Annotated in this window: 1 pseudogene; it reads right to left on the bottom strand. The window is 64.9% G+C overall.

The annotated features are described in order from the left end of the window. Positions 1–222: 222 nt before the first annotated feature. Positions 223–13405, bottom strand: a pseudogene (locus tag AC07Y9_RS23460) (non-ribosomal peptide synthetase). Between the last annotated feature and the right edge of the window lie 11 nt (positions 13406–13416).

The raw sequence follows: 13416 nt of genomic DNA, 5'->3' as shown, positions 1-13416 counted from the left end.
GACCGCGCTCATCCTGGGCTTCCCTCCCCACCTCGCTCCCCTTCCCGCTCGACCGAGCCACACCTCATCCGCTGTTGCAGCGGCCGCCGAATGCCTGTGCGCCTATCGCCGAGCCCACCCCGGGTGCCGGAAGTCATCTGCACCCGCGGGGCTGCCGCAAACTCAGTAGAACGCAATGAAAAAGGCCCGGATCATCGCTGATCCGGGCCTTTGGCGTGGCACTTAACGCTGAGCCAGAAAGCGCTCCCTGAGGCTGTCGAGCAAGGCAGGCGAAACGATCATGTCTTCATGGCAAGACTCGACCCTGAGCGAACTGCCTGGACGCTGACCTCCCGCCAGGGCACTGATGGCCTCCTCCAGCCGCATGACCCGGGCCGCGCTGTAGTCCGCGGACCACCACAAGTGCGGGCTGACCCGCAGCGGTCGGTAGCTATAGGCGGCAAACAGACGACGCAGGTCGTTGAACACCGTGTTCACCAGCGCGCTGTCGAACTCGGCCTTGAACAGCGTCACCGCCCGGTCCAGCTCCGCGCGCGGCAGGTCGGTATGGGCGACCATCCAGGCAAAGATGCTGTCCCAGGACAGTTGCGCCTCGTCTCTCAAGCGGCTGCCAATCAGCCCGGCCTGTGCCGGATAGAGCAGGCTCAGCTTGTCGATCACGGCCCGCCATTCGGACTCGGCGGCCAATTTTGCGGCAGGAACCTGCAACTCGACCTGCTGATGCGCGGCATCCTCGGGCGGGGTTGGGTCAAACAGTCCGAGGAAGCTGACCTCTTCGCCCATGGCCTCCAGTTCGCTGGCGGCGTCCATGGCGATGGAACCGCCCAGGGACCAACCCAGCAAACGATAAGGGCCGTGCGGCTGGACCTGCCTGATATTGCCGACATAACGCCGCACCATGGCCTGCCATGAGGTTTCGCTCCAGTCCTCCTGCAGATAGGCCTCGTTCAGCACCCCGTAGACCGCATAACGGTCCTTGAGCCGCGCCGCCAGCGAGAGGTAGCAATAGACGGTCCCGCCCGCCGGGTGGAAACAGAAAACCGGCTGCCCGGTTCCGCCCAGCGCGACGATGTTGTCAGCCTTGGACGCCTGGCGCGTGGTCGCGAACCGGGCCATTTGCTGCACATCGGGCGAAGTGAAGACGGTGTTGAGGCTCAACTCCAGCCCCAAGGCCTGCCTGATCTCACTGACCAGTCGCAAGGCATCCAGCGAATGGCCGCCCAGTTCGAAGAAGTTGTCGGTCAGGCCGACCCGGTCCAGTTTCAGTACATCGGCCCAGATCGCTGCGAGTTGTTGTTCCAGCTCGGTTTGCGGCGCGACATAGGCCTGCTGCACCTGGCTGGCATCGGCTTTGGGCAGGGCCTTGCGGTCCAGCTTGCCGTTCGGCGTCAGTGGCAAGGCCTCAAGGAACAACAGATAAGCCGGCACCATGTAGTCCGGCAGGTTGTCCTTGAGCCGCGCCTTGATGGCCTCACGCAGATTGGCCTGGCGCGCCACATCGAGCGCTACGTCGGTATCGGCCGGCACGATGTACGCCACCAGTTGCTGGCCACCATCGCCGTCCTGCGCCAGGACAAAGGCTTCGCGTACCGCCTCCTGTTGCACCAGTCGCGCTTCGATCTCTCCCAGCTCGATGCGGAAACCGCGCACCTTGACCTGATGGTCGATACGGCCGATGTACTCGATCACCCCGTCGTCGCGATAACGCGTCAGGTCGCCGGTGCGATACAGGCGACCGCCGTCCGTGGCGAACGGATTGGGCACGTACTTCTCGGCGGTCAGCGCCGGGCGGGCCAGGTAACCCCGGGTGACCCCGGCACCGGCCAGGTAGAGTTCTGCCGCGCTACCCGCCGGCACCGCTTGCAGGTCCGCGCCGAGGATGTAGCCCTGGGTGTTGCTGATCACCCGGCCGATATTGGCCCGACCGCCTTTTTCCCGACGGGTATAGGTCGAGTAAGTGGTGTCTTCCGACGGCCCATACAGGTCATAGACGTGCTGCAACCCCGGGTTCTCATAAAGCTTGTCGACCAGGCTCTGCTTCAGCGGTTCGCCGGCCAGGTTGATGATGCGTACGCCATCCGGAATCTGCCCGCCACGCTGCAGAGCGGCAATGGCCGACGGCACGGTATTGATCAGGCGCACCTGGTCGCGCGCCGGCAGCTCGGGCAACTCCAGGGCATTACGGGCCAGGACGATATAACCGCCAGCGGACAGGGTAACGAACAGCTCCCACACCGACAGGTCGAAACAGATCGAGGTCGAAGCCAAGACCCCTTGCAGATCCGCCGGGCTGTAAACCTGCAGCGACCAGTCGATCAGCGCCAACACGTTGCGGTGAGCGATGGCCACGCCCTTGGGCAGGCCGGTCGAACCCGAGGTGTAGATCACATAGGCCAGGTTATCCGGGGTCGCCACCGCCTGTGGATTCTCCGCGGAGTACCCATCGAGCCAGCCAGCGTCGGCATCCAGTTGCAGGGTTCGCACGGACTCAAGGGTTGGCAGGACTTCCAACAATGCGCGCTCGGTCAACAGAATCTGCGCCTGACTGTCTTGCAGCATATGGGCCAGGCGATCCTGCGGATAATCCGGGTCCAGCGGCACATAGGCAGCGCCGGCTTTCAGCACCGCCAGCAAGGCCACAACCATTTGCGTCGAGCGTTGCAAGGCCACGCCGACGCTCACTTCAGGCCCCACACCCAGCTCGATCAGCTTGTGCGCCAGGCGGTTGGCCCGGGCATTCAATGCCTGGTAGCTGACGCGTTGCTCACCGAAGATCAGTGCCTGGGCATCCGGGGTTTTAACCGCTTGAGCCTGGATCAGCTCATGCACACAGCGCTCGCTCGGGAAATGGCTGGCCGGCGGATTCCACTCATGGAGGATCCGCGACTGCTCGGCGGCCCCCAGCAACGGCAACTCGCCCAGGGACTGCTGCGCGTCGAGCATGATGCCCAGCAGCAGGTTTTCCAGGTACTCGCCCAACCGGGTCATGGCCGCCGGGGAGAACGACGCCAGGGCGTATTTGAACTCCAGGGACAGGCTTTCACCCACACCCACCAGCAAGGTCAGCGGGTAGTTGGTCTGCTCAAAGTTGCCCACGCTACCGAAGCGCAATGTTCCAGGCGCGCCCTGCTCCAGGGCTTGCGAGACGGGGTAGTTCTCGAACACCAGGATATTGTCGAACAGGGCTTCGCCACCCAGGCCGGCCCAGCGCTGCACTTCATACAGCGGCGTATGTTCGTAGTCACGCAAGGCCAGGTTGTGGCGTTGCACCGCTTGCAGCCAGTCGCGCGCCGTCATGTCCGGACGTGGCGTGGCCACCACGGGCAAGGTGTTGATAAACAGACCGATCTGCTGCTCCACGCCTTTGAGTTCCGCGGGACGCCCGGACACCGTGGCGCCAAACGCCACCGTCTCCTGCCCGGTGCAGCGTTGCAGCAACAACAGCCAGGCGGCTTGCACCAGGGTGTTGACCGTGACCTTCTGCTGGCGGGCGAACTCGCCCAGGCGTCGGGTCTGCTGCGCATCCAGGCTGTGCAGATGGGTGGCATGGCCGCTGGCGCTCAACCCCTGCGCAGCCGCCACCATGGACTGGGCCAGGCGGGTCGGCTCGTCCAGGGCCACCAGTTGCTCTTTCCAGAAACGCTCGCTGGCCTGGGCGTCCTGACGCTGCAACCAAGCGATGTAATCGCGGTAGCGACCGGGCACATGGCCCGGCAACTGACCGGCATAACGTTGCAACACCTCGCCGAGCAGCTGCGAGTTGCTCCAGCCATCCATCAGGATGTGGTGGTTGGTGTAGATCAGGTGATGACGGTTTTCGCCAGTGCGCACCAGGGTCAGGCGCAGCAACGGCGCAGCGCTGAGCTCGAAACCGCGCTGACGCTCGGCATCGGCCAGAGTATCCAGGGCCTCTTGCTGTTGAGGCTGGCCACGCCAGTCATGCTCGACACAGTCCAGCACGATCTGCTTGTGCACGACTTGAACCGGCGTCGATAGCTCGCCTTGCCAGATAAAGCCGCTGCGCAAAATGTCGTGGCGATCGATGGCGTCCTGCCAGGCCTGCTGGAAGCGCCGCGGGTCGAGCCCGTCCACGTCCACCCGCAGCTGGTTGATGTAGTCGCCTGCGGCCTGCTCGTACAGGGTGTGGAACAGCATGCCCTGCTGCATCGGCGACAGCGGGTAGAGGTCCTCGATCTGCGCCACCGGCACGGGCAAGCGATCCAGTTGCTGCTGGCTCAGGCCCGCCAGCGGGAAGTCCGACGGCGTCACGCCACGGTGCTCGGGCTGGCTGCAATGCTCGATCAGCGCCCTGAGCTCCTCGGCGTACTCATCCGCCAGGCGCTGGATGGTCGCTGGCTCGAACATCGCCTGGCTGAAGCTCCAGCCCAGGCTCAGCTCGCCGCCATAGACCTGGCCATTGATGCTTAGCCAGTTGCCCAGCGGGGCCTCGGCACTCTGGTCTTCACCCTTGGCTTCACGGGCCGGCGTGAACAGCGCCTGCTCTTCATCGAAACTGGCATCGAACTGGCCCAGGTAGTTGAAGGTGATGCGCGGCACCGCCAGCAGCGCCAGGGCCTGCCGGGCCGCCTCGTCCCCCAGGTAACGCAGGGCGCCAAAGCCGATGCCCTTGTTCGGCACGGCACGCAGCTGCTCCTTGATCTGCTTGATCGAGTCGGCCAGGGCCGCCTGCGGCGTCAGCTTGACCGGGAACACACTGGTGAACCAACCCACGGTGCGGCTCAGGTCGATGTTGTCGAACAGCTCTTCGCGGCCATGGCCTTCCAGTTGCACCAGGGCACTGTCGCTACCGGTCCAGCGGGTGATGACCCGCGCCAATGCCGTCAGCAACAGGTCGTTGATCTGGGTGCGATAGGCCGCCGGGGCATCCTGCAGCAGGCGCTGGGTATCGCGCTTGTTCAGCCGGGTATCGACACTGCACGCGTGCTGGTTCTGCAGCCCGTCGCTGGCGTGATCCCTGGGCAGGCTCGAGTCGACGCCTTGCAGCTGTGCCTGCCAGTAACCCAGCTCCTGTTGCAGGGCCGCGCTGCTGGCATAAGCCTGCAACTGCCCGGCCCAGGCCTGGGTCGAACTGGACTTGGCCGGCAGCGGCCGGTTGCCCAGCAACGCCTGCAGGTCTTCCAGGAGGATCCGCCAGGACACCCCATCCACCACCAGGTGATGGAAGATCAGCAGCAAGCGCTGACTCTGGTCCGCCAGGGTAAAGAGCACGGCACGCAGCAGCGGGCCATCCTGCAGGTTCAGGCTGCGCTGGGCGCGCTCACTGAATTGCTGCAACGCCTGGTCGTTGGCCACGCTGGCCTGCCACAGCAGTTGCGCCTGCTCGTCGAACTCGGCGAACGCTGCGTTCCAGCCCCCCTCGCCCTCGACAAACCGCAGGCGCAAGGCGTCGTGCTGCACAGTCAACGCCTGCAAGGCCGTCTCCAGGACAGCCGCTTGCACAGGCTGGGCCGGTTTGAGCAAGACCGACTGGTTCCAGTGATGGCGCTCCGGCACCGGGGTGTCGAAGAACCATTGCTGGATCGGCAGCAGCGCCATCTGGCCACGCACCGGCCCTTGATCGATCTGCAACCCGCCCTCGCCCTGCTCCGCCACCGTGGCCAGCCCCTGCACCGTCTGGTGCTGGAACAGGTCTTTCGGGGTGAAACGGATGCCGGCCTGACGCGCGCGGCTGACCACCTGGATCGAGATGATCGAGTCGCCGCCCAGCTCGAAGAAGTTGTCGGTGACGCCGACCTGTTCCAGCTTCAGCACATCGGCCCAGATCGCCGCGATCTGTTGCTCCAGGTCGTTTTGCGGCGCCACATAAGTCTGCTGCATCAACTGGGCATCGACTTTCGGCAGCGACTTGCGGTCCAGCTTGCCGTTCGGTGTCAGCGGCAAAGCTTCGAGGAACAGCAGGTAGGTGGGCACCATGTAGTCCGGCAGGTTTTCCCGCAGCCGGACCTTGATGCTCTCGCGCAGTTGCGCCTGGCGTTCGGCACTGTGCGCCACGTCGGCGTCCACCGGCACGATGTAACCCACCAGCTGCTGGCCGCTCGGCCCCGGCTGGGCGATCACCGCCACTTCCAGTACCGGGTCCTGTTCCAGCAGCCGTGCCTCGATTTCACCCAGCTCGATACGGAAGCCACGCACCTTGACCTGATGGTCGACACGACCGACGTATTCCACCAGACCGTCGGTGCGATAGCGGGTCAGGTCACCACTGCGATACAACCGCGCCCCATTGGTGCTGTAAGGATCGGGAATAAAGCGCTCGGCTGTCAGCCCTGGCCGATCCAGGTAACCCCGGGCCACGCCCAGGCCGCCCAGGTACAGTTCGCCCGCCACCCCAACCGGCAGCAGGTTGAGGTTGGCATCGGCCACGTAGGCGCTGCGGTTACCGACGATATTGCCAATTGGCGCGTAGGCCGCGTCACACGGATCGCCAGCCTTGGCCTTCCAGATCAGTGGGGTAACCACCGTCTCGGTCGGGCCATAACCGTTGAAGATGTACTTGGGCCGCAGCACCCGCCAGGCCAGGTCGTAACTGGCCTGGGGCACTGCGTCGCCGCCGAAGCAGTAGACCCGCACCGCCGGCGGATTGCCGTCGCGCTCGGCGTGTACCGCCAGTTGTTGCAGGTACACCGGCGGGAACACGCCCACGGTGACGCCGTAGCGGTGCATCTGTTCGTAGGTGAATTCCGGTGACCACAGGCTGTCGTCGCGGATCAATACGCTGGCGCCGTAGATCAGCGGGTGCATCCAGCCTTCGTGAGAGCCGTCGAAAGCGAAGGACATAAAGTGCAGCTCGCAATCCGCCGGGCTCATTTCATAACGCTCGCCAGTGGCCAGGCTGTGCATGGCCAGCGGACCGTGGGATACCGCCACACCCTTGGGCAAGCCGGTAGAGCCGGAGGTGTAGATCACATAGGCGAGGTTTTCTTCGGCCAGATCCACTTCGGGTGCACTGGCGGGGTAGCCGGCAAAATCGGCCGCGCCTTCGACGCTGAGGGTCGGCAAACCGTCCGGAATCGGCAAGCGGTCCAGCAGGTGGCTCTGGGTCAACAGCAACCAGGCACCGCTGTCCTGCATCATGTAGCGCAGGCGGTCCTGGGGGTATTCGATATCCAGCGGCACATAGACCCCACCGGCCTTGAGCACCGCCAGGAAGGCCACCATGATTTCCGCGCAACGCGGCATGGCGATGGCCACCCGCACTTCCGGGCCGACGCCCAGCTCGATCAGCTTGTGCGCCAGCTGGTTGGCCTGAATGTCCAGCTCGCGATAGCTCAGGCGTTGTTCGGCGAACAACACCGCCGGCGCATCCGGGGCCTTGGCCGCCTGGTCGGCGAACAGTTGGTGGACAAAGCGGTTGGTCGGATAGACCACATCAGTGTGATCCCAGTCCTGGCGGATGCCACGTTGCTCTTCCAGGGTCAACAATGGCAACTCGCCCAGGCCCGTCTGCGGATGCGCCATCAGGCTCAGCAACAGGCTCTGCAAGTGCCCGCCCAACTGCACCATCGAAGCCTCGGAGAACGACTCGCGGGCGTAGATGAATTCGAACGACAGGCTCTCGCCCAGATTGACCGCGACCGTCAGCGGGTAGTTGGTCTGCTCATGGTTGCCCACCGTGCCGAACTGCAGTTGTGCCGGCGCGCCTTTTTCCAGCGCCTCGGACACCGGGTAGTTCTCGAACACCAGGATGTTGTCGAACAGCGCATCGCCACCCAGCCCGGCCCAACGCTGCACTTCGTACAGCGGCGTGTATTCATAGTCGCGCAGCGCCAGGTTGCGGCTCTGCACCGCCTGCAGCCATTGGCTCACGGTCATGTCCGGACGTGGCGTGGCCACCACCGGCAAGGTGTTGATGAACAGGCCCACTTGCTGCTCGATGCCCTTGAGCTCCGCCGGACGCCCCGCCACCGTGGCGCCGAACACCACGCTTTCCTGGCCGGTGCAACGCTGCAGCAACAGCAGCCAGGCCGCTTGCACCAGGGTATTGATGGTGACCTTCTGCTGGCGGGCAAATTCGCCAAGGCGCGCCGTCTGCGCCAGGTCCAGCTCGCGATGGTGCTGGCCGTGACCGGTGCCGGCCGGAATGTCCGCGACCCGGGACAGCGCCTGGGTCAGGCGGGTCGGTTCATCCAGCGTCTGCAGTTGTTCTTTCCAGAAGCTTTCACAGGCCTGGGCATCCTGGCGTTGCAGCCAACCGATGTAATCCCGGTAGCGACCGGGCGCATGGTTCGGCGCCTGGCCGGCATAACGCTGCAGCACTTCGCCGAGCAACTGCGAGTTACTCCAGCCGTCCATCAGGATGTGATGGTTGGTGTAGATCAGGTGATGACGCTGGTCGTCGATACGCACCAGGGTCAGGCGCAGCAAAGGCACCGCATCCAGCTCGAAGCCACGCTGGCGCTCGGCGGCGGCCAGGGCGTCCAGGGCTTCCTGCGGCTGTGGCTGGCCACGCCAGTCGTGCTCGCTGCACTCCAGGGCAATGTGCTTGTGCACCACCTGCAGCGGTGTCGACACCTCGCCCTGCCAGATAAAGCCGGTGCGCAGGATGTCGTGCCGATCGATGGCCGCCTGCCAGGCCTGCTGGAAGCGCCGCGGATCGAGCCCGTCCACGTCCACCCGCAGCTGGTTGATGTAGTCGCCCGCGGCCTGCTCGTACAGGGTGTGGAACAGCATGCCCTGCTGCATCGGCGACAGCGGGTAGAGGTCTTCGACCTGGGCCAGCGCCACCGGCAAGCGGTCCAGCTGCTGCTGGTCCAGGCCGGCCAGCGGGAAGTCCGAAGGCGTCGCGCCGCCCTGGCCCGGCTCGCAGCAATGCTCCACCAGGGCCTTGAGTTCCGCGGCATAGTCGTCCGCCAGGCGCTGGATGGTCGCGGCGTCGAACATCTGCGTGCTGAAGGTCCAGCTCAGGCTCAGCTCGCCGCCATAGACCTGGCCATCCAGGCTCAGCCAGTTGCTCAGCGGGGCCAGCGGGCTCTGGTCTTCGCCCTTGGCTTCACCGGTTGGCTTGAACAGGGAATCCTGCTCGTCGAAGCTGCCGTCGAACTGCCCCAGGTAGTTGAAGGTGATGCGCGGTACGGCCAGGGCCGCCAGGGCCTGCCGGGCCGCCTCGTCCCCCAGGTAACGCAGGGCGCCAAAGCCGATGCCCTTGTTCGGCACGGTGCGCAGCTGTTCCTTGATCTGCTTGATCGAGTCGGCCAGGGCCGCCTGCGGCGTCAGCTTGACCGGGAACATGCTGGTGAACCAACCCACGGTGCGGGTCAGGTCCAGGTCATCGAACAGCTCTTCGCGACCGTGGCCTTCCAGTTGCACCAGGGCGCTGGCCTCGCCGGTCCAGCGGGTGATGACCCGGGCCAGGGCCGTGAGCAGCAGGTCGTTGATCTGCGTGCGGTAGGCCGCCGGGGCGTCCTGCAACAGGCGCTGGGTATGGGCCTTGTCCAGGCACGAACTCAGGCTGCTGGCATGCTGGTTCTGCAACGCGGTCACGGGGCGATCCAGCGGCAGGCTCGACTCGACGCCTTGCAACTGGGCCTGCCAGTACTTGAGTTCCTGTTGCAGCGCCGCGCCTTGGGCATAGGCCTGCATCTGCTCGGCCCAGGCCTGGGTCGAGCTGGTCTTGGCCGGCAATGCCAGGGATTGATCGGCACTCAGTTGCGCGTGGGCCAGTTGCAGATCCTCCAGCAGGATCCGCCAGGACACCCCGTCCACCACCAGATGGTGGATCACCAGCAACAGACGCTGGCTGCCGTCCGCCAGGCTGAACAGCACGGCCCGCAGCAGCGGCCCGTCCTGCAAGTTCAGGCTGCGCTGCGCCTCGATCGCCGACTGCTCCATGGCCTGGGCGCTATCCACCGCGATCTGCCAGAGCAGCTCCGGCCGCTGGCTGGCATCGGCAAAACGCGCCGACCAGCCATTAGCCTCCTGGCTGAACTGCAAGCGCAGGGCGTCATGCTGCACCCACAGCGCCTGCAAGGCGTTTTCCACCACCTCGGCGCGCAACGGCTGGGCCGGCTTGAGCAGCACCGACTGGTTCCAGTGATGGCGCTCGCTCATGGGCGCCTCGAAGAACCACTGCTGCACCGGCAACAGCGCCGTGCTGCCGCGCACCGGCCCCTGGTCGATCTGCACCCCGCCCTCGCCCTGCTCGGCCACCGCCGCCAGACCTTGTACCGTCTGGTACTGGAACAGGTCCCGCGGGGTGAAGCGAATACCGGCCTGGCGCGCGCGGCTGACCACCTGGATCGAGATGATCGAGTCGCCGCCCAGTTCGAAGAAGTTATCGGTGACCCCCACCTGTTCCAGCTTCAACACATCGGCCCAGATGGCGGCGATCCGTTGCTCCAGCTGGCTTTGCGGCGCCACATAGACCTGTTGCAGCTGCTGCGCATCGACCTTGGGCAGGGCCTTGCGGTCCAGCTTGCCGTTCGGCGTCAGCGGCAACGCCTCGAGGAACAACAGGTACGCCGGCACCATGTAGTCCGGCAGATGTTCTTTCAGGGCAGTCTTGATGCTTTCGCGCAGGGCCAGTTGCCCGTCACCGGCAACCGCCGCCCCGGCATCGCTCGGCACGATATAGGCCACCAGCTGCTGGCCATTTTCACCGTCCTGGGCCAGGACGAAGGCTTCGCGCACCGCGGCCTGCTGCACCAGCCGCGCTTCGATTTCACCCAGCTCGATACGGAAACCGCGGATCTTCACCTGATGGTCGATACGGCCGATGTACTCGATCACCCCATCGGCGCGGTAACGGGTCAGGTCACCGGTGCGGTACAGGCGGCCGCCGTCGCTGGAGAATGGATTGGGCACGAACTTCTCGGCGGTCAGCCCCGGGCGCGCCAGGTAGCCGCGAGTCACCCCGGCGCCGGCCAGGTACAACTCGCCAGCACTGCCCACCGGTACCGGCTGCAAATCAGGGCTCACGATATAGCTCTGGGTATTGCTGATGGCCCGGCCGATATTGGCCTGGCCGCCGGCCTCGCGGCGGGTGTAGGTCGAGTAGGTGGTGTCTTCCGAAGGGCCGTACAGGTCGTAGACATGCACCAGCCCCGGCTGCTGGTAGAGGCTATCCACCAGCGCCTGTTTCAGCGGCTCGCCCGCCAGGTTGATGATCCGTACGCTGGCCGGAATCTGTCCGCTGCGCTGCAGCGCGGCAATCGCCGACGGCACGGTGTTGATCAGCCGTACCCGGTCGCGGTCCGCCAGTTCCGGCAGTTCCAGGGCGTTGCGCGCCAGGACGATGGAGCCACCGCTGGACAGGGTCACGAACAGCTCCCACACCGACAGGTCGAAGCAGATCGAGGTCGAGGCCAGCACCCCTTGCAGGTCGTCGGCCGAGTACACCCGGCTGGACCAGTCGATCAGCGCCAGCACGTTGCGATGGGCAATCGCCACGCCCTTGGGCAAACCGGTGGAGCCCGAGGTGTAGATCACATAGGCCAGGTTGTCCGCGGTCGCTCGCGGCGCCGGGTTTTCTAGTGAATAAGCGTCCAGCCAGCCCGGCTGGGCATCCAGTTGCAGGGTCTGCAAAGACTCCACAGCAGGCAGCAGCGACAGCAACGCGCTCTCGGTCAGCAGAATCTGCGCCTGGCTGTCGCGCAGCATATGAGCCAGGCGGTCCTGCGGATAATCCGGGTCCAGCGGCACATAGGCGCCACCGGCCTTGAGCACCGCCAGCAGGGCCACGACCATTTCCGGGGTGCGCTGCATGGCCACGCCGACCCGCACTTCCGGCCCGACACCCAACTCGATCAACTTGTGCGCCAGGCGGTTGGCCCGGGCATTGAGCTCCCGGTAGCTCAGGCTTTGCCCGGCAAACAGCAGGGCTTCGGCTTCAGGGTTTTTTAGTGCTTGCGTTTCCACCAGTTGCTGCACACAGCCATTGCTGGGGAATTCACCGGTGGCCGGGGCCCACTCGTGCAGCAGCTTGTTCTGCTCGGAGGCCGCTAGCAGCGGCAGGTCCCCCAGGCGCTGGCGCGGCTGCTGGACAATGCCCTGCAGCAACTGCACCCAGGACTGGGCCAGGCGCTCGATGGTCGAGGGCTCGAACAGGTCGGTGGCATAGGTCAGCGAAGCCCACAGGCCATCCTCGGACTCGAAGGTGTCCAGGGTCAGGTCGAACTGCGCGGCGCGCCCCTGCCAGCTCAGGGTTTCAATACTGAGGTCGTCCAGGCGCTGGCTCTGCGCACCCTTCTTGACCGCGGTCTGATGGTTGAACATCACCTGGAACAGCGGACTGTGGCTCAGGCTGCGCTCGGGGCGCAGGGCCTCCACCAGCTGTTCGAAAGGCAGGTCCTGATGGGACTGCGCCATCAAGGCGGTCTGCTTGACCTGTTGCAGGAAGTCAATGAAGCCCAGCTGGCCATCGACCTCGGCCTTGAACACCTGGGTGTTGACGAAGAAGCCGATCAGGCGTTCGGTCTCGACCCGGTTGCGGTTGGCGGTGGGCACGCCAACGCGGATATCCGTCTGGCCGCTGTAGCGGTGCAGCAGCACCTGGAACGAGGCCAGCAACAGCATGAACAGGGTCGCCCCTTCACGCTGCGCCAGTTGCTTGAGGCCGACCCGCAGTTCATCTCCCAGCGGGATGTCGAACAACGCACCGCGATAGCTCTGGATCGCCGGGCGCGAATGGTCCAGGGGCAGCATCAGCAGCGGCTGTTCCCCGCCCAGTTGCTGCAGCCAGTAGCCCAGCTGCCGCTCACGCTCGCCGGCGTCCATCCACTGCCGTTGCCAGTTGGCATAGTCGGCGTATTGGATCGGCAGGGCCGGCAGGCTGACCGTGCGTCCCTGGCGGTAGCCGGCATAGAGCTGGATCAGCTCATCGACCATCACCCCCATCGACCAGCCATCGGAGACGATATGGTGCTGGGTCAGGACCAGCACATGTTCGTCCGCCGTCACTCGCAACAGGCTGGCTCGCAGCAGCGGGCCGTTACGCAGGTCGAAGGGAGGCTGGCGCTTGCTGTCGGTCAAGGCGTTGACCTGCTCCTCATAAGACAGGCCGCCGGCTTGCAGATCGATGACCTCGATGTCCAGCGGCGCCGGTGGATGAACCACCTGCACCGCGATGCCATCTTCTTCGCAAAAGGTAGTACGCAGGGTTTCATGCCGGGCAATCAGGCTGTCGAACCCATGGCGCAGCGCGTCGAGGTCCAGTTCTCCGGTCAAGCGCAACGCCGTGGTGATGTGGTAGGCGCTGCTGTCGGGCTCCAGTTGCCAAAGGAACCATTGGCTTTCCTGGGTATAGGAGAGAACCGGCGCCCTCGGCGGCGCCGCGGCTGCAGATAGGAGCGATACCAAAAAGGTTGATGCCCTTTTCTTTAAGCAAAATCGCCAGGGCTTTTCTTTCTTTGGCAGAAAGCGTGCCTACCGAGTCGATTAAAGCTTGCATGTACTACCTCT

The organism is Pseudomonas sp. GW456-L12, from assembly GCF_059424045.1.
This window is presented reverse-complemented; position numbering and strand designations above follow the sequence as displayed.